At 63.7% G+C, this 21,724-nt stretch carries 20 protein-coding genes; 6 read left to right on the top strand and 14 right to left on the bottom strand.

The window, feature by feature from the left end; translation table 11 throughout:
* Positions 1-94: 94 nt before the first annotated feature.
* On the bottom strand, positions 95-1,168 hold the full coding sequence (locus tag MRX98_RS07900; RefSeq protein WP_246904968.1) for a lipid II:glycine glycyltransferase FemX: 1,074 nt from the start codon (positions 1,166-1,168) through the stop codon (positions 95-97).
* A gap of 468 nt (positions 1,169-1,636) precedes the next feature.
* Between MRX98_RS07900 and MRX98_RS07895 the strand changes: the two genes are divergently transcribed.
* Entirely contained in the window at positions 1,637-2,446 is an 810-nt protein-coding gene (locus MRX98_RS07895; RefSeq protein WP_246904956.1) for an outer membrane beta-barrel protein, read from the top strand.
* 99 nt (positions 2,447-2,545) lie between these two features.
* Here the strand turns inward: MRX98_RS07895 and MRX98_RS07890 are convergent, their stop codons facing one another.
* From MRX98_RS07890 to MRX98_RS07865, 6 genes are read right to left on the bottom strand one after another with little or no spacing between them, the layout of a single operon-like run.
* Entirely contained in the window at positions 2,546-3,283 is a 738-nt protein-coding gene (locus tag MRX98_RS07890; protein ID WP_246904953.1) for a prephenate dehydrogenase/arogenate dehydrogenase family protein, read from the bottom strand.
* Positions 3,280-4,440, bottom strand: coding sequence for a pyridoxal phosphate-dependent aminotransferase (locus tag MRX98_RS07885; RefSeq protein WP_246904951.1), 1,161 nt, complete (start codon positions 4,438-4,440; stop codon positions 3,280-3,282). Before MRX98_RS07885 ends, MRX98_RS07890 begins: the two co-directional genes overlap by 4 nt.
* Entirely contained in the window at positions 4,437-5,534 is a 1,098-nt protein-coding gene (aroC, locus tag MRX98_RS07880; protein WP_246904949.1) for a chorismate synthase, read from the bottom strand. Before aroC ends, MRX98_RS07885 begins: the two co-directional genes overlap by 4 nt.
* 11 nt (positions 5,535-5,545) lie before the next feature.
* Positions 5,546-6,100, bottom strand: coding sequence for a shikimate kinase (locus MRX98_RS07875; protein ID WP_246904947.1), 555 nt, complete (start codon positions 6,098-6,100; stop codon positions 5,546-5,548).
* Positions 6,097-7,359, bottom strand: coding sequence for a 3-phosphoshikimate 1-carboxyvinyltransferase (gene aroA / locus MRX98_RS07870; protein ID WP_246904944.1), 1,263 nt, complete (start codon positions 7,357-7,359; stop codon positions 6,097-6,099). Before aroA ends, MRX98_RS07875 begins: the two co-directional genes overlap by 4 nt.
* A 13-nt stretch (positions 7,360-7,372) precedes the next feature.
* Complete coding sequence (locus MRX98_RS07865) at positions 7,373-8,230, bottom strand: shikimate dehydrogenase (protein WP_246904943.1); 858 nt, start codon at positions 8,228-8,230, stop codon at positions 7,373-7,375.
* Positions 8,231-8,741: 511 nt separating this feature from the next.
* On the opposite strand from MRX98_RS07865, the gene MRX98_RS07860 reads away from it, so the two are divergent.
* Positions 8,742-9,992: a thiolase family protein gene (locus MRX98_RS07860; protein ID WP_246904941.1), complete on the top strand. Its 1,251-nt coding sequence runs from the start codon at positions 8,742-8,744 to the stop codon at positions 9,990-9,992.
* A gap of 112 nt (positions 9,993-10,104) precedes the next feature.
* Here the strand turns inward: MRX98_RS07860 and groL are convergent, their stop codons facing one another.
* Complete coding sequence (gene groL, locus MRX98_RS07855) at positions 10,105-11,733, bottom strand: chaperonin GroEL (RefSeq protein ID WP_246904938.1); 1,629 nt, start codon at positions 11,731-11,733, stop codon at positions 10,105-10,107.
* 30 nt (positions 11,734-11,763) lie between these two features.
* Positions 11,764-12,051, bottom strand: a complete 288-nt coding sequence (gene groES, locus MRX98_RS07850; protein WP_246904935.1) for a co-chaperone GroES — start codon at positions 12,049-12,051, stop codon at positions 11,764-11,766.
* 346 nt (positions 12,052-12,397) lie between these two features.
* On the opposite strand from groES, the gene ald reads away from it, so the two are divergent.
* Both ald and alr read left to right on the top strand, forming a co-directional pair.
* Positions 12,398-13,510: an alanine dehydrogenase gene (ald, locus tag MRX98_RS07845; RefSeq protein ID WP_246904933.1), complete on the top strand. Its 1,113-nt coding sequence runs from the start codon at positions 12,398-12,400 to the stop codon at positions 13,508-13,510.
* Positions 13,507-14,694 carry an alanine racemase gene (gene alr, locus MRX98_RS07840; protein ID WP_246904930.1) on the top strand — a complete coding sequence of 396 codons (1,188 nt, stop codon included), beginning with the start codon at positions 13,507-13,509 and terminating at the stop codon, positions 14,692-14,694. Before ald ends, alr begins: the two co-directional genes overlap by 4 nt.
* Here the strand turns inward: alr and MRX98_RS07835 are convergent.
* Entirely contained in the window at positions 14,672-15,346 is a 675-nt protein-coding gene (locus MRX98_RS07835) for a YiaD family glycine zipper/OmpA-like lipoprotein (protein ID WP_246904928.1), read from the bottom strand. The two genes, alr and MRX98_RS07835, sit on opposite strands and share 23 nt — an antisense overlap.
* An 82-nt stretch (positions 15,347-15,428) precedes the next feature.
* Positions 15,429-16,211: a phosphoribosylformimino-5-aminoimidazole carboxamide ribotide isomerase gene (gene hisA, locus MRX98_RS07830; protein WP_281432259.1), complete on the bottom strand. Its 783-nt coding sequence runs from the start codon at positions 16,209-16,211 to the stop codon at positions 15,429-15,431.
* A 214-nt stretch (positions 16,212-16,425) separates the two neighbouring features.
* Here hisA and MRX98_RS07825 point away from each other — a divergent pair, with 214 nt between their 5' ends.
* Complete coding sequence (locus MRX98_RS07825; protein ID WP_246904925.1) at positions 16,426-16,809, top strand: Hpt domain-containing protein; 384 nt, start codon at positions 16,426-16,428, stop codon at positions 16,807-16,809.
* Entirely contained in the window at positions 16,806-17,537 is a 732-nt protein-coding gene (locus MRX98_RS07820) for a hypothetical protein (RefSeq protein WP_246904924.1), read from the top strand. The genes MRX98_RS07825 and MRX98_RS07820 overlap by 4 nt, the downstream gene beginning before the upstream one ends.
* On the opposite strand, the gene MRX98_RS07815 is transcribed toward MRX98_RS07820, so the two are convergent.
* From MRX98_RS07815 to MRX98_RS07805, 3 genes are all read right to left on the bottom strand, one after another.
* A complete protein-coding gene (locus MRX98_RS07815) occupies positions 17,534-17,977 on the bottom strand; it encodes a hypothetical protein (RefSeq protein ID WP_246904918.1) in 444 nt (147 codons plus the stop codon). The two genes, MRX98_RS07820 and MRX98_RS07815, sit on opposite strands and share 4 nt — an antisense overlap.
* Before the next feature lie 19 nt (positions 17,978-17,996).
* The gene (locus MRX98_RS22005) at positions 17,997-20,714 is read right to left on the bottom strand and encodes a VWA domain-containing protein (RefSeq protein WP_281432258.1); all 2,718 of its coding nucleotides are present in this window, start codon (positions 20,712-20,714) and stop codon (positions 17,997-17,999) included.
* Positions 20,715-20,851: 137 nt separating this feature from the next.
* Complete coding sequence (locus MRX98_RS07805) at positions 20,852-21,658, bottom strand: CbbQ/NirQ/NorQ/GpvN family protein (RefSeq protein ID WP_281432257.1); 807 nt, start codon at positions 21,656-21,658, stop codon at positions 20,852-20,854.
* Positions 21,659-21,724 lie beyond the last annotated feature (66 nt).

The raw sequence follows: 21,724 nt of genomic DNA, 5'->3' as shown, positions 1-21,724 counted from the left end.
ACTTGATTCGGATGGACGTCGCCGACGCCAGGCTGGGGGCGACGAAAGAAAAACCGTGCGCCTCAGCTTGGCGTTGGGCGACCGGAGAACGATGTCAAGCGTTCCGGCCGCGAGACATGCCCTCGGCATTGCGAAGGGCTTGATACGCTTCCGGGTGCAAAGGATAGTCCCACGACCCGGTACGCAATTCGATGCGGCCGCCGAAGCCGGTTTTGAACCGGTAGAGGCCGTAAAAAGGGTGGTCGGGATGGAGTCCCGGGGAAACCGCCCCCATATCGTAATCCACGCAACCCCGCCGGCGGGCATACTGCATGGCGTGCCAGTGCACGGCATAGGGCCCCATCAAATTGCGATTGGCCGTGGCGGAAGCACCGTACAGATAGACCGCCCGTCTGCCGGAAAGGGCCACGATGGCGCCTGCAAGCAGGTCATCTTTTCGGGAGGCCAGCAGAAACAGTACCTCGGTCTGCTCATGGGTCCGCACAAAGGTTGCGAATATCGCCTCGAAATGGCGGTATTCGCAACTGGCAAAGCCGTTCCGGGCGGCGGTCTGGCAATAGAGGGTATAGAAATCGGGCAGCCGGTCGATTGCCGCGGCCGTCACCGTCACTCCGCGACGGCGGGCGAGCCCGATGTTGTAGCGGGTCTTGGGTTTCATGCGCGCCAAGAGATCGGCCTCGGTGCCGCTCAGATCGACAACCAAGGAACTGGCGACGGTCATGTCCATGGTCGCCTTGCGCAAATTCCAGCTTCGGGTACCGAAATTCATGCGCATCTCCCGCACCCGCGCCTCGGGATAACCGTTCCAGCGCCGGGCGCGAATCTCTTCGGCGTACTGGGACTCCCAGGGCAAATCATAACGGATGCACACCACGTCGTCGTCCACATGGGGGGCCAGGACTTCGGAAAGCGATTCCAGATATGTGCCGTAGTTTTCCGGAGAAGGGCCGACCTCGGGCCCCTGGGGCACATAGGCCACGCTGCCATGCTCGCCACAGGACTGGATCAACACCAGCAAATCCCCCCGCGGGCGGTCCGGATCTTCGATGTCGAAGGCCAAGGCACGGCAACCCAGCTGCCGCTTGACCCGTCCCCAATAGGGTGTCTGAAACAAAATATCGGTTGGATGTAATTTTGCCACCCGCTTGGGCGCCAATTGCATTTCCATGGAACACTTCCTACACGTAAAGATACAAACGACAAATGCCGGACGCTGCATAAAGGGCGCCGCCACCGGCAAAAAAGAGTGGCGCTCCTTCGTTCAACATCGGGCATTGGACGCTCGCCCCTTCATCCAACCACGGCCGCCGCGAGGGGCAATCGTCAAGAAAGGGTTGGCCATCACTGGCACATCTGAATTGCAATGTCAAACCACCTCCAAGGCAACATGGCAATGCCGGCGGAACAACCTGCACAGCGTAAATGAACTATCATCCAAATCCAAATCGAAATCAGGATCGGGATCGAAATCGAAATACATGCAAGTCACCACGGCCTCTGCATCTAAAGAAAACGATTACGATCCCGATCCCGATAGCGCTTTCGATGAGGAACGCCATCTTTTAGACTTACTGCTTAACACAATCCCTGTTTCATAGTATCAATACCACTCAAACCACTGACACAAGGGGGTAGCATGACACGCGGAAGATGGGCGACCATTGCTATGTGCTTACTGATGGCCGCGGCTGGGCAGGCGCTGGCGCAGACGCCGCTCAAACGACACCACTTCGCCGCAGGCACCGAGATATCCCACATAAAGTATGAAGAACCGGGCGTGATGAAAAATGAAGGCATCCTGTACGGACTCGTGGGCAGCTACACCTACCGCCAGGGGATCATGGCCCGGGTGGAAGGCAAACTGGCCTACGGCGAACTGGACTATACGGGCAGCACCTGGGGCGGCACTCCCCTGGCCATCGACAACATTCCCACCTTCCTGATGGAGCTCCGGGGCACGACGGGATACGATTTTCCCATCGGCGGACCGGGCTTCACCCTGACCCCCTATCTGGGATTGGGCTATCGCTGGTTGAACGACCACTCCCAGCGACGCTACGCCGGCGGCTATGAAAGGGAGTCCAACTACTTGTACGCGCCCATTGGCCTGGAGGCATCCATACGGCTGGGCCAGGGGTGGCGCTTGGACCTCACGGGTGAATACGATCTGTTTATTTGGGGCCGTCAGATTTCGCGGCTCAGCGATGTGAATCGCCGTTTGAACGATGTGGAGAACGATCAGGACGGCGGCTACGGTCTCCGGGGATCGTTGCGTTTGTCCAGAATGGCGGCACGAGTGGGCTTCGCCGTCGAGCCGTACATCCGTTACTGGGACATCGACCGCTCCGATCTGGCCCTGTTGACCGATGGAAATGAAGCGGTCCTGGTTTACGAACCGGACAACCGCTCAACGGAGATCGGGCTGCGTTTCACAGTTCTCTTTTAGTACCACAGAACAAAGAGATCCTAACACCTGAAAGCACAACGGTTGCGCGGGTCGGGCGGAGAAAGGACGGATGCCGGGCCGGCGCCGCCCGAAAAACGCTCACGGCGAAGCGACCGGCAGCCGCGCGCCGATTCGCTCCATGGCGCTCATGAAGGCTTGGCGCGTCTCTTCGGCATAGGGATTGTAGCGGAACATATCGCCGAACAGTTGCCAGGTGTCGTTGTTGACCACCTCCAGAATATGCAACAGCCGTTTGTACCCTTCGGTGTCGATATCCATGGGTTGCGCGCCGAATTCGGACAGACTGCGGCCGATGAAATGGGTCAAGGCCAAGCTGACGGCGATCTTGCGATCGTGTTCGGCGGGCGTGGTTTCGATCAGCTTCAGCCCCTTGCCCTGCAGCCAGGCAGTGATCCGCCCATAGGGCGCCGGGGCGATGCGTTCCGGGCAGAGCACGATCTTATGCCCCGCCAGGGAGCGGGCGGCACTGTCCGGGCCGAACATGGGGTGGGTCGCCAAAATGGACGTCGTGGGCGGCAGCGCCTGCCGCATCCATTGCACCGGCTGCACTTTGACCGAACAGACATCGACCACGATGGCGTCCAGTGCCAGCAGCGGGGCGATTTGCGCCAGGGTGTCCGGCATGGCCGAAATGGGCACGCAGAGGATGACGATGGGCTGTGCGCAGGCCGCCTCGATGGCAACCGGGCGACCGCCGGCCCGGACGATGTCGTCGGCTTTATCCGTGCTGCGTGTGTGAACCACCACCGGACAATCGGCGGCCAGGTGGGTGACGGTCAGGCGGCCGAAGCGGCCGTATCCGATCAATCCGATCATAACCCCTCTTTGATCCCCTCTTTGATGCGGGCGAAGGCCCGTCCCAGGGTCGCGCTGTCGCAGCCATAGGAGATGCGGATGTGGCCGGGGCCGTGAAAAGCCTCGCCCGGTACCACGGCCACGCCGGCCGCGTCGAGCAGCCGCAGGGCCAGGTCCGCGCTGGATTGTCCCGCCCGCAGGTGGGCCGACACATCGGCGAAGATATAGAACGCCCCTTGGGCGCCGGCGCATGTGAACAGGGCACGCGCCAGGCCCAGCGCCAGATCCCGCCGGCGGCGCAATGCGACGCGGCGCCGGTCGATGAGCGCCGGGTCCATCTCCAGGGCGGCCAGGGCCCCGTATTGGGCGAAGGTGCACACATTACCGGTGGTGTGGCTTTGCAAGCGGGTCAGGGCCTGGATGACCGACGGCGCGGCGGCCACGTAACCGATCCGAAAGCCGGTCATGTTGAACTGCTTGGAAAAGCTGCGCACGGTGATCACCCCATCCGGCGCGGGACTCAGGCCCAGCACCGGCACATGGGGACGGTCCCCATAGGTGAAAACGTGGTACGCTTCGTCGGCGATCAGCCAGACGCGCTGTTCGGCGGCGATGGCGGCCACGGCGGCCAGGGCGTCGGCCCCGTAAACCGCGCCGGTGGGGTTGTTGGGGCTGTTGATGAGAATGGCCCGCGTGCGCGGTGTTACCGCCTTTGCGATCCGGTCGGGATCGAGCTGGAACCCCGCGTCGGTGTCCACCAGCACCGGCCGGGCCCCGGCCAGCTGGATCTGTTCGGTGAAGCTGACCCAACAGGGCCGGGGGAGGATCACCTCGTCGCCAGAGTCACACAGCACCTGAAACAGGGAGAAGAGCGCCTGCTTGGCGCCGTTGGTCACCAGGATCCGATCCGCGCTGAAACCCTCGAAACCGGCGGCCAGGCGCTCGCGCAGCCCGGGTTCGCCGGCCACCGGACCGTAGCGGGTGCGCCCATCGGCCAGGGCGCGAGCGGTGGCGTGCAGAATGGGCGCCGGCGTGTCGAAATCCGGTTCGCCCACGGCCAGACTGATGATATCGCGCCCCCGGGCCCGCATCTGTTGCGCCCGGGTGAAGATACGGGTGGTGTGGGATTCGCTCACCTGCGCGATCCGCTGGGCAAACGGGGGATCGCCGCCGTTCATGGTTGCAGCCTCCCCATGCAGCGTGCCGCCTGGCGCAGCACGGCGTCCAACAGGACCAGGGCCGCCATGGCCTCCACGATGGGTACGGCCCGTGGCACCACGCACGGATCGTGGCGTCCCTTGGCGGCCAGGGCGACCTGTCGGCCGGCGAAATCGGCCGTGGTCTGAGCCCTGCCGATGGTGGCCGGTGGTTTGAAGGCCACCCGGAAATGGATGGCCTCGCCGTTGCTGATGCCCCCCTGGATGCCGCCGCTGTGGTTGCTCAGGGTGCCCAGGCGGTCCCCTTTCTGAACGAAGGGATCGTTGTGGAGCGATCCCCGCAGCCGGGTGCCGGCGAACCCCGAGCCGATCTCGAACCCTTTGGTGGCCGGAATGGAGAGCATGGCGTGGGCCAGCAGCGCCTCGAGTTTGTCGAACACCGGCTCGCCCAGGCCCGCCGGCACATTGCGGCAGACGCAGGAGACCATTCCGCCCAAGGAGTCTTGATCGTCCCTTGCCGCCTGGATCGCGGCCGTCATGGCCGGTGCGGCCGCCGGGTCCGGACAGCGCACCGGGGTGCCGTCCACCGTTTGCCGATCGATTGCGGCCATATCCACCCCATCGGCGACCACCTCGCCCACGGCGCTGACCCAGGCCACCACCTGAATGCCGAACCGCTCGGCCAGGATCTTTTCGGCGATGGCGCCGGCGGCCACCCGCCCGATGGTTTCGCGGGCGCTGGAACGCCCGCCGCCACTTGCCGCGCGGATGCCGTACTTGGTCTGGTAAGTGAAATCGGCATGGGAGGGACGCGGTACTGCGGCCATCTCGGCGTAATCCCCCGGACGCTGGTCCCGGTTGGGCACCAGCAGGGCGATGGGGGTGCCGAGGGTGTGGCCGTTCTCCACCCCGGAAAGAATGGCGACCCGATCCCCCTCCTGGCGATCCGTGGTCATGGCGCTCTGGCCGGGCCGCCGCCGGTCGAGCTGGCGTTGAATATCCTCCGCCGTCAGGGCCAGCCGCGGTGGGCAGCCGTCCACCACCGCCCCCACGCCGGGACAGTGGGACTCGCCGAAGGTCGTAACGCGAAACAAGGTGCCGAAAGTGCTGGACATGGGCAAACCCCTTATTGGTTTGTGGTGTAGTCCGGGGGTGTCGGGCCTGACGCTTGCACGGCTGCGATGATGGTATCACACAGCCGGTCGATGTCGAAGTCGTCGGTGTCCAAGGCGAAGTGCATGGCCCGCCGATAGAGCGGTTCGCGAGCCGCCAGGGTGGTTTCGATTTCCCGGCGCAGACCGTCTCCCGTTAGGCGGGGGCGCATGGCGTCGCTGCGCACGTCGGCCCGCATCAGCCGCTCGATGGTGTCGGGGCGGCAACGCAGCCACACCACGGTGCCGCCGGCCCGCATGGCGGCCACGTTCTCCGCTGCCAGCACGGCGCCGCCGCCGGTGGCGACCACATGGTGCGTCAAGCGCGCCGATGCGGCGATCTGCCGGCGCTCCAAATCGCGGAAGTGGTCCCAGCCGCAACGGTTCACCAGGGTGCGGATGTCCTGGCCGGTAGCGGCTGTGATGGCGTCGTCGGTGTCCACGAAGGGGCGATCCAGCCGCCGGGCCAATGCCCGGCCCAATGTGGTCTTGCCGGTGCAGCGATAGCCGATGAGGAAGATGTTGTTCACGGATAGAGCTCCTGGAACACCTCCCAGAAATCGGGAAACGACTTACTCACGCAATTTTCACCGGTGATCACAACCCCGGGCACCTTGAGACCGGCCACGGCGAAACTCATGGCGATGCGGTGATCGTCATAGGTGTGGATTTCGGCCCCGTGGGCACGACCGCCGGTCACCTGCAGTTGGTCGGGTCCGCACTGCACGGCCACCCCCATCCGGGTCAGTTCCTGGGCCACCGCCTCCAGGCGATCGCTCTCCTTGGCCCGCAGGTGCGCCACATTGCGAATGGTGGTCGTGCCGCGGGCGAAGGCCGCCACCACCGCCAGGGTGGGCACCATATCGGGCATGTGGCCCATGTCCACATCGATGGCGGTCAGCGGTCCACCGCTGACGGTGGTGCCGTCCGGTTCGTGTTCGACGCGGCATCCCATGCGACCGAACACCTCGGCCAGGCCCACGTCTCCCTGGCGCGAGGCCGGCGTGACCCCCCGCACCTTGATTCGGCTGCCGGTAATGGCGGCGGCGGCCCAGAAGTAGCCCGCCTGGGATCCGTCGGCCTCCACGGCATGATCGCCGGCGTGGTAGGTCTGCCCGCCGGGCACCTCGAAACGGGTGTAGCCCTCCCGTGCCACCGAAATGTCGAACAACCCCATTATGTCCAGGGTCATGTCGATGTAGGGTTGCGAAACCGGGCCACGGACCACTTCCACGTTCAGGCCGTCGGGCAGGCAGGGACCTGCCAGCAACAGAGCCGAAAGATATTGGCTGCTGGTACCGCAGTCGATGGTGGTGTGCCGCCCCGGGGGAACACCGCCGGGAATGAGAATCGGCGGACAGCCGTTGCCGTGCCGCGAACGGGCCGCCACCCCCAGTTGGTTCAGGCTGTCCAGCAACGGTTGCATGGGCCGCTGTTGCATGCGGGGCGTGCCGGTGAAGCAGTATTCGCCTTGACCGAGGATGGCCACGCCGCTGAGCAACCGCATGGAGGTACCCGAATTGCCCAGATCGATGGGCTTCGCGTGGGCCGCCAGGCGGCCGACGACGCCCTGCACATGTATGGCCGCGCCGTCGTCCCGGTAAGGCACGCCCATATCCCCCAAGGCCGCCAAGGTCAGCAAAGTATCATCGCTGCGCAACGGATTGGCGATGCGGCAGGGGCCGTCGGACAGGGCCGCCGCGATCAGCAGGCGATGGGTGTAGCTCTTGGAGCCGGGCACCCCGATGGTCACCGCCGGCCGCATGGGCCGGCACGCAATTGGGATCATGAAGCCTCTCTCGTTATGTCAAACAGGCCAGGACCGTACGGCGCATGATCTCTACGGGCGGCCGTCGACCGGTCCACAAGGCGAGCTGGCGCGCGCCCTGGTGCACGAACATGGCCACGCCGTCGACCACTTCGCATCCGGCGGCGCGGGCTTCCCGCAGCAGGCGGGTCTCCAGGGGGTTGTATACGATATCCATCACCACCATGCCGGACCGCAGGCAATCGGCAGGCACCGGCATCCGCCCCGTATCCGGGTGCATGCCCACCGATGTGGTGTTGATCAGGATATCGGCCCGGTGGCGCGCCAACTCTTCCAGGGGAAGCCACTCGATGCCCAGGGCTTGCGCCAGCGCACGGCCCCGTTGGGCATTGCGGTTGAACAGGGTGACCCGGGCCGCCGCGTCCACCAAACCGAAGCCAACGGCGCGTGCGGCGCCACCGGCGCCCAGCAGCGCCACCTGCTTGCCCGCCGGATCGACCCTCTCTTTTAACGCGGCAAGGGCACCAAAGCAATCGGTATTGTATCCAAACAATCGGCCCTCCCGGGGCACCACAGTATTGACCGCGCCGATGCGCCGCGCCAGGGGATCCATTTCGTCCAGATGGGCCATGACCGAAACCTTGTGGGGAATGGTGACGCTCAAACCGCCCATGCCCAACGCCCGCATCCCCGCCAAGGCACCGGCCGGATCGGTGGTGTGGAAAGCCAGGTAGACCGCGTTGCACCCCATGGCCTGCAGGGCGGCATTGTGCATCGCCGGGCTGAGGCTGTGGCCCACGGGGGCCCCGATCACACCGTAGAGGCGGGTGCGGGTATCGATGGCCGGCAAAATCCCCTGCGGGCCGTTCCCGCTGGCCGTTGGCTGGACCATTGTATTCTCCTTGACGGGTCGGGCGGATGGGAATGCCTGCCGCCCCAAGACAGATTCAACCTATTGGAACGGTTAAATAAAACAGGTACCGAACCTATCGGTTGACATTGAGGCTGTCAAGATGTTTTTGCCCCGGTAAAAGGGGATCCAAATGCGCCCCCCGTTTTCCTGTGAGCCGGAGAATGCGCGGCAGATGGGTTTTGATGCGCTTCCTTCGTCAGCACATCCTATGGTTTAGGGTTTTTCCCTGTCGCCTCTGCTTTGCATTGGCGAGGATGATAGGATGCGCTGACGAAGGAAGCGCATCGTTGCAATTCAACGGATGAAGTTCATTTATTTAGGATGTTTCATTTTATGGCTGCTTGACACTCTTTTGCGGCTGAGTTAACTGATGCTTTTCATTGGCGTCGATCCTTTCAGGTGCAGGGTACCGTCCATTCCCTTCCCTTCCCAGGCGTATCGGCCCAATCGATGGATTTCCCAACGACCCAGCCAGACACAAGGAGCCCAAATGAAAGAAGTCGTTATCGTTTCCGCTTGCCGTACCGCCATCGGTGCCTTCGGAGGCACCCTGCGCGACATTCATGCCACCGAAATCGCCCGCGTCGCCATGGCCGCGGCGGTCGAACGCGCCGGGATAGACCCGGCCACCATCGACGATGTGCGCTTCGGCAACTGCATGGAGCCCGCCGATGCGTTGAACGTCACCCGGGTGGCGGCGTTGTTGGCGGGAATTCCCGACAGCGTGACGGCGGCCACCATCAACCGGGTCTGCATCTCGGGAATGGAAGCGGCCATATCGGGCATGGCCATGATCCAGGCCGGCATGGCGGACATCATTCTGGCCGGCGGCGTGGAGCACATGTCGGGGGTGGCCTACCAGGTGCCCAAGGCGCGGTGGGGCTGCCGCCTCCAGGATCAGGTCTTTATGGACGCCCTCATCCAGGCGCTGCACTGCGGCTCACACATCATCCCGCACCCTGAAAGCGGCCCCGTGGATGCCACCCAAGAGCCTTTGCGCCAATTTGTCGGCAAACCCTATATCATGGGGCACACGGCGGAGTTCATCGCCCAGCACCTGAACATCAGCCGCGAAGAGATGGACGAAGTGGCCCTGCGCAGCCACAACAATGTTGAACGGGCCACCCAGGAGGGGTACTTCAAGGAAGAGATCGTGCCCATGGAGATTCCGCGCAGAAAGAAAGAGCCCCTGATCTTCGACAAGGACGAGCATTTCCGGCCGGGATTGACGATGCAGGATCTGCAGAAGCTGCCGCCGGCCTTCATCCCCAAAACCGGCAAAGTGACCGCCGGCAACAGCAGCGGCATCAACGACGGCGCGGCGGCTATGGTGGTCATGTCGGCCGACAAGGCGAAAGCCTTGAATCTGAAGCCCCTGGCCCGCATCAAGGCGGTGGGACGCGGTGCATGCCACCCTTCGGTCATGGGGCTTTCGCCGGTGCCGGCGGTGCAAGACCTGATGAATCGCAGCGGTTTACAGATCGCCGACTTCGAACTGGTGGAGCTCAACGAGGCCTTCGCCGGACAGTACCTCGGCTGCGAAAAGGAGCTGGGGCTCAACCGGGAAATCACCAACATCAACGGTTCGGGCATCGGCCTGGGCCATCCGGTGGGCGCCACCGGTTGCCGCATCATGGTGACCCTGATCCATGCCTTGCGCCGCGAGGGCAAAACCTTGGGCCTGGCGACCCTCTGCGGCGGCGGCGGGGTTTCCATGGCGTGTGCCCTTGAATTGCTTTAGGTCGCAGCGGCATGGGTGACGGTTTCAGGTGACCAATGCCTCAGGGCAAAAGAAAACCCGCTCCGGCAAGGGAGCGGGTTTTCTTTTACCTTGGGGTGATCCCCCTGATCGATCAGTACATGTCGTCCATGTCGTCCGGGGAAGGCATGGCGCCTTTTTTCTTCTTCTCCGGCTTGTCGGTGATCATGGCCTCGGTGGTCAGCATCAGGCCGGCCACGGAGGCAGCGTTCTGCAGGGCGAATCGGACCACTTTGGTGGGATCGAGGACCCCGGCCGCCAGCAGGTTCTCATACTGTTCGGTGGCGGCATTGAAACCATAGTCGTCCTTGCCCTCCAACACCTTGTTGAGCACCACGGAACCGTCCAAACCGGCATTGACGGCCAGTTGGCGCAATGGCGCGGTCAACGCGCGCTGGAGCAGGCGGACGCCCAACTTCTCTTCGCCCTTGGCGTCCACTTTGTCGAGGGCCGGCAGGCAACGCACCAGGGCCACGCCGCCGCCGGGCACGATGCCCTCTTCCACGGCGGCCCGGGTGGCATTCAAGGCATCCTCGACCCGCGCCTTTTTTTCCTTCATTTCGGTTTCCGTCGCCGCGCCGATGTTGAGCACGGCAACGCCGCCCACAAGTTTGGCCAACCGCTCCTGCAACTTCTCGCGGTCGTAATCGGAAGTGGTCTCCTCGATCTGGGCCCGGATCTGTTTCATGCGCCCCTCGATGGCGCTGCGCTCGCCGGCGCCGTCCACGATGGTGGTGTTGTCCTTGTCGATACGCACGATTTTGCAACGCCCCAAATCGTTGACGCCGATGTTCTCCAATTTGATCCCCAGCTCCTCGGAAACCACCTGTCCGCCGGTGAGGATCGCCATGTCTTGCAGCATGGCTTTGCGGCGATCGCCGAAGCCCGGCGCTTTCACCGCGGCCACCTTAAGGGTGCCGCGCAACTTGTTGATAATCAAGGTGGCCAGCGCTTCGCCGTCCACATCCTCGGCCACGATCGCCAAGGGTCTGCCCATGCGCGCCACCTGCTCGAGCAGGGGCACCATGTCCTGCATGTTGGAGATCTTCTTCTCGCTGAAAAGAATGTAGGGCTCCTCCAGCACGGCCTGCATCTTCTCGGTGTTGGTGACGAAATAGGGGGATATGTAGCCGCGGTCGAACTGCATGCCTTCCACCACCGTCAGGGTGGTTTCCATGCTCTTGGCCTCTTCCACGGTAATGACCCCTTCCTTGCCCACCTTTTCCATGGCGTCGCTGATCAACTGGCCGATGACTTCATCGCTGTTGGCTGAAATAGCGCCGACCTGCTTGATCTCGTTTTTGTCCTTGGTGGGCTTGGACAACTTCTTCAACTCGGCGATGATCGCGGCCGCCCCCTGGTCGATGCCCCGTTTCAAAGCCATTGGATTGGTGCCGGCGGTGACCAGCCTCTGGCCCTCGCTGTATATGGCCTGGGCCAGGATGGTGGCCGTGGTGGTGCCGTCGCCGGCGGTGTCGCTGGTCTTGCTCGCCACCTCCTTGACCATGCGGGCACCCATGTTTTCGAACTTGCCCTCCAGCTCGATCTCCTTGGCAACGGTCACGCCGTCCTTGGTGACCAACGGCGATCCGAAGGATTTCTCCAACACCACGTTGTTCCCCTTGGGCCCCAGGGTCACCTTGACCGCATCGGCCAGCATGTTGACGCCGTTGAGCATCTTCTCCCTGGCCTCGAACCCGTAGCAAATCATCTTTCCAGGCATTGTCCCTTACCTCCTCCTTGGTTGCGCCGACTATTCCAACACACCCAGAATGTCGTCTTCGCGCATGAATAGATGTTCCACGCCGTCGATTTTGATTTCCGTTCCGGCATACTTGGAAAACAACACCCGGTCGCCCGCCTTCACCTCCAAAGCGACCCGCTTGCCGTCCTCGCCGAGTTTACCGGGCCCCACGGCGACCACCTTGCCCTCCTGGGGCTTTTCCTTGGCCGTGTCGGGAATGATGATACCGCCGGCGGTCTTCTTCTCCTCCTCCACACGAACGACCAGGATGCGATCATTGACAGGTTTGATGCTCATTTGGTGCCACCTCCTTGAACCTTGGGCGACATCGCCCACCCGTCTTTGAACCGTTACACTGCGGCGGACCGCTGCAACGGGCAGGCCGATGTCCACAAATTGGGTTGAATGGTTTGATCGCGATGCACTCTCGCGCAACCGGCCCACAGAACACGGGTCGAATTGCGCGGTGGCAGGCTTTACGCGCGAGATGATAACCACCGATTTATGCTTGTCAAGCCGCCCCGGATGCGTTTAAGCTGCAAAATTGCACTGGTTCGCCGGCAACCGGAACAGGTCTGCCGGCCTGCGTTACCATATCAACATCGGCACCGGCGAAGCACCGGGTGCCGGGGGAGTTTCAGCAATGCGCGTCGGCATTTTAAAAGAGATCAAGGTGGAAGAGAACAGGGTGGCCATGACGCCGGCCGGCGTGGAACAAATGCGCCTGCACGGTCATGAAGTGCTGGTGGAAAGCAATGCCGGCGCGGCGGTCGGCTTCGCAGATGAAACCTACCAGGCGGCCGGCGCCCGGATCGCGCCCGCGGCGGCCGATGTGTACCAGGCGGCGGAGATGGTCCTGCATGTCAAGGAGCCCCTCCCAACCGAATTCGAGCTGATCCGCCGCGACCAGATCCTCTTCGCCTATCTGCACCTGGCGGCCGACCAACCGTTGACCCGGGGGTTGATCCAGGCCGGTTCCGTCAACATCGCCTATGAAACCATTCAAAAGGCCGACGGCACCTTGCCTCTGTTGACCCCCATGAGCGAGGTGGCCGGGCGCATGGCCGTCCAGCAAGCCGCCAAATATCTTGAAATGGCCCATGGCGGGCGGGGCGTTCTGCTGGGCGGGGTGCCGGGGGTGGCGCCTGCCACGGTGGTGATCATCGGCGGCGGCGTGGTCGGCACCCATGCGGCCAAAATGGCCTGCGGCCTGGGTGCCCGGGTGTACCTGCTGGAAAAGAGCCTGGCCCGGCTGCGCCAGTTGGCCGACATCATGCCGGCCAACTGCTTCCTGCTGCACTCCAACCCGGAGAATCTGCGCCATTGGATCCGCCGCGCCCACGTTGTCATCGGCGCGGTGCTGATTCCAGGCAACAAGGCACCCCACCTGGTCAGCCGCGAGATGCTCAAGACCATGAAGCGGGGTGCCGTGCTGGTGGATGTGGCCATCGACCAGGGGGGCTGTTTCGAAACCTCCCGTCCCACCACCCATGCCGACCCCATCTACGTAGAGGAAGGGGTGATTCACTACACCGTGGCCAACATGCCCGGCACATTGGCCCGCACCGCCACCCATGCCTTGACCAACGCCACCTTGCCCTACGCGCTGGAGATCGCCGACAAGGGTTGGCGCCGCGCTTGCCATGAGAATGAAGAAATCCGCAAAGGCGCCAACGTGGTGCAGGGCAAGGTCACCCATCCGGGTGTGGCGGCGGCTTTCGGCATGGATTTGACCCCCATGGCGTCCCTGTTATGAGCGCAATGGTGAACGAACCGGCGGCGGGGGCGGACCGTGTTCGGGCGGAAATCGACCTGGCGGCCGTCGCGCACAACGTCCGTTTACTGCGGCGCATCACCCACCCCCGGGCCCGGCTCCTGGTGGCGGTCAAGGCCGACGGGTACGGGCACGGTGCCGTCGCGGTGGCGCGCACCGCCCTGGCCCACGGCGCCACCGACCTGGGTGTGGCCCACCTGGCGGAGGGGCTTGTGCTGCGCCGGCAGGGCATCAGCGCCCCCATCCTCATTTTCGGCCACACCCCGCCCCAGTGGGCGGACCAAATGTTCACCAACAACCTTACCCCTACTGTCTTCTCCACGGCAGCGGCCCGCGTCCTGTCCGCGGCGGCCCGCCGGACCGGCCGCCGGCTGCCGGTGCATGTCAAGATCGACACCGGTATGGGACGACTCGGTTTCATGTGCGATGCATTGCGCCCGACCGGATCGCCCTCGGCCGTCGCGGAGCTGCTGGAGACGGCCCGGCTGCCGGGCATCGATCTGCAAGGGATCTTCACCCACTTCGCCACCGCCGACCAGTCGGACCTGCGCTCCGCGCAACGGCAGCTGGACCGCTTCCTCGACCTCCTGGACCAGCTGGAACGGGCGGGTCTCAGCGTCGCCCTGAAACATGCGGCCAACAGCGGCGCCATCCTGCAAATGCCCGCCGCCCACCTGGACATGGTGCGCGCCGGCATCGCGGTCTACGGATTGCCCCCATCCCGCGAGGTGGTTTCACCGGAGATCGATTTGCAACCGGTCATGTCCCTCAAAGCCCCTGTCATTCATCTCAAAACGGTCCCGGCCGGCACATCGATTAGTTACGGCGGCACCTATACAACCCCCCGAGCCACCCGCATCGCCACCATACCGGTAGGATACGCCGACGGTTACCGACGGTCACTGTCCAACCGGGGCCACATGTTGGTGCGAGGATACCGGGCCCCCATTGTCGGACGGGTCTGCATGGATTTGACGATGATCGACGTGGGTGAAATCCCCGAAGTGGCGGTGGGGGACGAGGTGGTGATCATGGGGCGGCAGAGGGACCAGGCCATCGATGCCGGCGACCTGGCCGACCTGCTGGACACCATCCACTACGAGGTGGTGTCCGCCATTACCGCCCGGGTACCACGGTGCTACGCTACTGCTGTACCACCGGATTGATCTGCAAGGTGACCCGCCGGTTCTGGGCCCGCCCCTCGGGCGTGGCGTTGGAGGCGATGGGGTCGAAGGGCCCCCGGCCGGCCACCAACAAGCGGGCCGGCAGCACCTGCTGGCTCGCCAAGTATTGGGCCACGCTGCGCGCGCGCCGCTCGGACAACTGGATGTTGTAGTCATCGCCGCCCGTGCTGTCGGTATGGCCGACCACGTCGATGGTGGTGCTCTTGTACTCGTTGAACACGATGGCCACCGAATTGAGCACTTCATAGAAATTGGCGTTGATGTCGGCGGAATTGGTGGCAAAGGTAACGTTGCCGGGCATGTTGAGCACCAGTTGATCGCCCACCCGGGTGACGCTGACGCCGGAGTCGCGCAGCCGCTGCCGCAACTTGGCTTCCTGCACATCCATGTAATAACCGACGCCGCCGCCGGCGACGGCGCCGATGCCTGCCCCGATGAGCGCATTGCGCTGACGGTTCTTGCTGTCGGCGGTAAGAAGCCCGATGACGGCCCCGCCGGCCGCCCCCACCCCGGCGCCGATGGCCAGCTTGCTGACCTGGCGATCCTCGGTGTAGGGATTGACGGTGGTGCAGGCGGTCACCAGGAACAAAAGGGCAATGGCCGGGGCGACAGACCGAATGGTGTCTCGTCTCATGGGAACAACTCCTTCTCGTTAATGTCGTGGTTCATTGTTCTTGTTCACCGGCCTGTATTTCCCCCTGGGGCCGGAAAATCCTTTAAGCAGAGGATTCGATCGGCCCGTAGCGCCGTGCCAGATCCGCATATCGCAATCCGCTGCCGCCGAAGATATCCAGGGCGCTGCCTACGGTGAAGTCGATGGCACCGCGCCCCAATTCCGCGATGGCGCGAATGTCCGCTTCGCTGCGGATACCGCCGGCATAAGTGATGGGGCGGCCCGCCCATCGGCCCAGCAGGGCGACCAGGTCGGTTTCGATACCCTGGCATTTGCCCTCCACATCCACCGCATGAATCAGGTATTCGCCGCAGGCGTCGGCCAACCGGTCCAGCAGCGCGGGGTTCACGCGTTCACGTGTGAAGGTCTGCCAACGATTGGTGACGATATAATAGTCATTGTCCCGCCGTCGGCAACTCAAGTCCAGCACCAGACGGTGGGCGCCGATGCGGCGGCGCAACCGATCGAGGCGCGCCTCATCCACGCTACCGTCATGAAAGACCCAGGAGGTGACGATCACCGCCGCCGCCCCCGCATCCAACCAATCGACGGCATTGTCCAAGGTGACGCCGCCGCCCAATTGCAATCCACCGGGATAGGCCGCCAGGGCGGATCGGGCGGCCGTTTCGTTACCCGGCCCCAGCTGAATGACATGTCCGCCATCTAGACCATCCCGGCGGTAGAGGCGCGCAAACCAATCGGCGGCGGCGGCGGCCTCGAAATTGGTGTGCAGCGCCGCGGTCTCGCCGTCGGAGAGGGTGCCGCCGACGATCTGTTTGACTTTGCCTTGGTGTAAATCGATACAGGGCCGGAAGCGCATGGCCATCCCGTCCTCCTCCGCGATTGGAATTGACTTCTGAGCGGGCAGCCCGTAGCATATAGATGTTCGTATGGGATTGCAATCCGGGACACGGTTCGCACGGCCATCACAACCCCCTGCGTCTTCTTCGATAAGCAGATTACCTGCATCCGACCACGGCCCGGCATCGGCCAAGCGAGCCGCTTTTGCATGACGTGAGAATCTTTACGGGAGGTAACCGTTGCCCGATCAAAACGAACCGCTCGACCTGAAAGGTGCCTTGAAGCGCGCCATGGGCGATACGGCGTTCTTGCAAATGATGTACGACGAATTTCAACAGATGCTTCCGGACAATATCGCCCGCATGGCACAGGCCTGCGACGCCCGTGAGATGGGCCTGCTGGCCCGGCAGGCGCACCAACTGAAAGGCAGCGCCGCCAATTTGGGCGCCAACGAAATCGCCGCCGCCGCTTTGCAGTTGGAACAATCCGCCAATGCCGGCGCCGTCGACCAGGCCGCTGCGACCCTCGCGGCACTGAAATGTGCGGCGGGCACGCTACACACCCGGTTGTGCGGTGTCGATTGGGGGGCATTGGCCGCAGCCGACGAGGAAAACACAAAATGAGACACAATACGTATTTGGCCATTGGGATGTGCATGGCAATGGTCATGAGTGGATGCGCAACGGCCTACAAAGCCCAACCGCTCTCCTTTCGCATGCCGACCGCCTACGAAAACCGGGTGGCCGTCGAAGGTGCATTGGTGGCGGGCGAGGCCTTTGCCGACGCCGAAGCCGCCCGGACGGCCTTCGGTTTCGATGTGCGTGGCGCGGGCATGCTGCCCGTGCAATTGGTGTTCGACAACCAGGGACCCAACCATTTCGAGATCGTACCCGGCCAAACCTTCCTGGAAGATAACGACGGCAACCTGTGGCCGATCCTGAGCGATCAGCTGGCCTATGAACGGGCCTCCCGTTACGCCCAGACCCGCGAAGCGTTCAAGGAGGGGGCCCACAAGGGGTTTCTAGGCGCGGCGGCCGGCTCCTTGATCGGCGCCGCCATCGGTATCGTGTCGGGCGAAAATGTCGCCGCGGCCGCCGGCAAAGGCGCGGCCGTGGGCGCCGCGGCGGGCGCCACCCTGGGCGGCGCGGCCGCCTATGGCGCCAACGATGCCCGCGGCGCCATCGTGCGGGACCTGCGCGGCAAATCGTTGCAAAACAAATCCATCCCGGCCGGCGACCTGGCCCACGGCATTCTCTTTTTCCCCGGCGAGGCGCCCTCGGCACGCCAACTGCGGTTGCAGCTCAAGGAGAGCGGCACGGACCGCACCCACACGATTTATTTGCGGTTTTAGGGTTCCGTCGCAGCGATCGCCCGGGCCAACCAGTCACGCATGGGAGGCGCCAAGGGGCGCCATTTGGCGTGCAGCGCCTTGTCTTCGAACCAGGTGAAATCCACCACATCCAACTTGGCGGGGATAACGTTCTCCCCTTGCTCACCATAGCGGGAGGCGGGATGGTACTCCACGTAGGTCATGCGCTGAGGGTCGATCCGGAAGGCCCGCACCACCTGGGTGGCGATGTGGCTGGCGCAGCTGCGCACCGAAATCTTCTTGAGGGTGCCCCCGTCGTCGGGCAAGTCGGACACCACCACCACAATGGGCTTGATCACGGCCACCTTGGCCGATTCTCGATCACGGGAGAGATCAAAGATGCGCAGTCGGCATGAACCGGCGGCCAACTGAAATACACCGCCAAACCCCTCCCAGGAAAAAACATCATCATGAATGAGCATGCAACCCCCTTGCGACCACTCAGGAACGCCGCGTCAACAAACCATAGAGACGTAACAATTTGTCCGGCAGATCACGCACGTCGCCGATGACATAGTGGTGGTTCCGGCCATAGAGCGCATCCAGCCGCGGATCGCTGCCGATGTTGACGGTGATGGCCTTCACATGCACCTGACGGGCGCGCGCCTCCTGGGCGGCCCGGCGGGTATCGGCAATGGCGTGGTCGCCTTTGTAGTCCAGATCGTTGGGAAAACCATCGCTGACCAGAATCAGAAGCCGCACACGCGAGGAGAGTGGCGCCAACTGGACGGTGGCATGTCGGATCGCCGCCCCCATGCGGGTGCTGCGATGGGGCCGCAGACCGGATATGCCGGCCTTGACCGCGGGCGTCAACGCTTCACCAAACGCCTTGATGGTGAAGTAATCCACCGAATGGCGCCCCGTGCCTGAAAAACCGGCGATGGCATAGCTGTCCCCCACCACCTGCAACGCTTCACAAAAAAGCACCAAGGCTTCCTTGGCCACCTCCAGCACCGTGGCCTGCCCCCCGGCCACCGGATTGGCCGTGGAGCGGGACAGATCCACCAGCAGCAACACCGCCACATCCCGCTCCTGCTTGAGCCGCTTGATAAAGAGGCGGTCCGAGGGGATACGTCCGGCGCGCCGATCAATGACGAAATCGATCAGCGCCCGGTGATCGAAGGCATCTCCCTCGGGCCACTGCCGCAACAGCGTCAACCCTTCGGGCTTGAGCAGCTCGAAAGCGCGTCGCATGCGGGTGACCACCCCCCTGTGGCGCTGCAAGGTGGATTGATAGACATCGTCATCCGTGCTGCCCGTCACTTTGGCCGGCTGGACCCGCACGTGATCCCGCAAATAATCCTGCAGCTGGTGATCCCACTCCGGGTAACGAAAGGCGCTCCCGTCGGCGGCATCCGCGGCGGCCGGTTGAAGACCGGCGGCCGCCAACAGGGCCGCCAGATCGGCGTGGGCGCCGTCCGCACCGGACGGTACCGGCCCTTGTCCACGGGTCAGGACCAGCCGCTGCAGCTCCTCGCTGGAGAGTTCGCCCCGTTGGCGCACCAGCATCTGTTGCAAGTCGGCCCGGTAGACGCGAATTCCCTGCTCGGCCAGACGCCGCCGCAAGCGTTCGGCCGCCTCGGCACGCGGCGCAAAGGCCCGTCCCACAAGCGGCCAATACAATCGCCAGCCCAACGGCAGGCGTTTGGGGATGCGGTCGCGTCCCCTTTGCTTGCCGATGCGCTCGGCCAGGGCGTCGTAAACGTGGCAAACCAGGTCGGCACCCGCCTCCACGGGGCTTTCGGCGGCCATTCGCTCGAGGAAACAGCGCTCCAAATCCGCCACCCACTCTTCGCCGACGCCGCCTGTCGGCGCACCGCCCAGGATCAACCGTCGATACAAGGCCGTCCACCAATCGGCCCTTGCCGCCGGCCACAGGCGGTCCGCCTCGTTTTGCAGGGCCGGCCGTGCCGCGCGCAGCAGGCCCGGATAGCGCCGGGCGAAACCGGTCACCACGCGGCCCAACTCCCACAGCAGCCAGATGGCTTCGGCCAGCGCCGGCCGCTGGAAACAGTCGAGGAAACGTTCGGCGTCGCACCGACCGTCCACGGACCGGATCTCCACCGCGGCCGCACGCCGGGCGACAGCCGGATATCGATCGATCGCCCGCGCCAAATCGAAGGCGAAGCTGTCCCATTCGAAAAAGCCGGCCTCCAAACGTATCAACAATTTTGCCAGTGCGATATTGGCCGCCGGGTCACGGCCTTGATCGATCTCGTCGGGCAGGTAGATGGCATGGCCGTCGGAGCAGACCATGGGCGCCCCCTCGGGCAGGCGATCCCCCAGCGCCGACATGGGCCTGACGGGCAACCGATGGCCCAGGCGGGCGGCCAAATAACGCTCCAGGGAGGCCCTGATCCGGGACAAGGGAACGACCTTCTGCAACCGTGCACAGAAGTGGCGCCCTTCTTCGGAAGAGAGGCTCAAAAAGGCGATGCCGGCCTTTGGTGATCGACCATGGTGGGACAACCCCGCATCGACAAAGCGGGCCAAATCCGTCGCCCCCAGCAGCGCGGCCCCCTTTTCCATGCCTTCCAGAAAGGGGTCCACCAGTCGGGGATCGGTCTGGATGACGCTGCGCAACTGCTCGATCTGGGCTTTGCGGCGACGGGGCACGAAATCGCGGACCGCCTTGGGCAGCAGGTAGACCAAACGGACACTGCGGTTGTAGGAGATATCTTGGCCGAATGTCGTCGCCAACAGATCGAGGTAGGCGCCGGCCGCTTCGACCTCCTCCGCCTTGAGCAGGGTGCCGAGCACCGACAGGGGTTCGAAAAGGGTGTAGGTGCCTTTGCCGCGCATGATCCCCACGGTGGTGTCGAAGCGTTGCACCATGGCCGGCCCGGCGGCCAAAACCGGCACCAGATGCATCGCCATCAAGCGCGCCAAGGTCGGTCCGGTGGCGCCGGCCCGGCGCACCCGCGCGACATAATCATCCAACAGATCATCGTGCGCCTGCCCGCCCAGCTGCAACAACCCCTCGGTCACGACACGGCCCAAGCCGCTCTCCAATGAAAGGGCCCATACGGTGGTTTCGGCCAGCCGTGTCAGAAATCGTCGCGAAGGCGCCGGACGCATCAACGCCACCCGTCCCGCGACCCACACATGGGTTTCCGGATCAGCGATCCGCAAAAAATCAAGGGGATGATTGTCGGACATGGCCATCAACACTTCAGCAAAAGGCGTTTCGACGGCGGGCGGCACCGTCGGTGTGTCGCCCGTCCGCCGTTGCCCAAGGATCGCAAGCTTCCCATCAACCGATAAGATCGGATCGGTGTACCCCCCATCCGCAGTGGTTAGAACAGGTCTTCCACCAAATCGGCCAGGGTCGCCTGAAGGCGGTCGTCATCGGTCAGCGGCAGGCAGATGGCCGTCCGGCAGGCCTGTGCCGGGTCGATGCCGCGGCTGATCAATTGGGCGGCATAAATCAACAAGCGGGTGCTGGCGCCCTCTGTCAAGCCCTGCTCGCGCACATTGCGCACCCTGCCGGCCAAGGTGACCAGGCGTTCGGCCACGGAAACGGACACGCCGCCCTCCTCCGCCACGATGCGCGCCTCTTGCGCCGCGGGTGGATAATCGAATTGCAGTCCGACGAAACGCTGCCGGGTGCTCTGTTTCAAATCCTTGAGCACCGATTGATAGCCCGGGTTGAAGGAGATCACCAGCATGAAGTCGGGATGGGCCCGCAGGGTTTCGCCTTTCTTGTCGATGCTCAACATGCGGCGGTCATCGGTCAACGGGTGGATCACCACAGTGGTGTCCTTGCGCGCCTCCACGATCTCGTCCAGATAGCAGATGGCCCCCATGCGGGCCGCCCGGGTCAGGGGGCCGTCCACCCAAACCGTCTCTTCGTGCATCAACAAATAGCGCCCCAAAAGGTCGGAGGCGAACAGGTCCTCATGGCAGGCCACGGTGATCAGCGGCCGTCCCAGTCGCCAGGCCATGTGCTGCACGAAACGGGTTTTGCCGCACCCCGTGGGGCCCTTGAGCATGACCGGCAGCTTGGCTTCCCATGCGGCCTGAAAGAGGTTCGCCTCATCGCCGCTGCTCAGATAATATGGCTCGTTTTCGATCAAATAGGGAGCGTTATCCAATGGCTCCATGGCGTGTCGGCCTCCGATTGCATTGACAAGCGAATCAAAGCGTATATTATGGGTCGGCCCTGCGTC

The sequence above is a fragment of the Desulfatitalea alkaliphila genome, assembly GCF_022968795.1.
GTDB classification, from domain to species: Bacteria; Desulfobacterota; Desulfobacteria; order Desulfobacterales; family Desulfosarcinaceae; genus Desulfatitalea; species Desulfatitalea alkaliphila.
The sequence above is the reverse complement of the archived record's forward strand: the minus strand, read 5'-3'. Positions and strand labels throughout refer to the sequence as shown.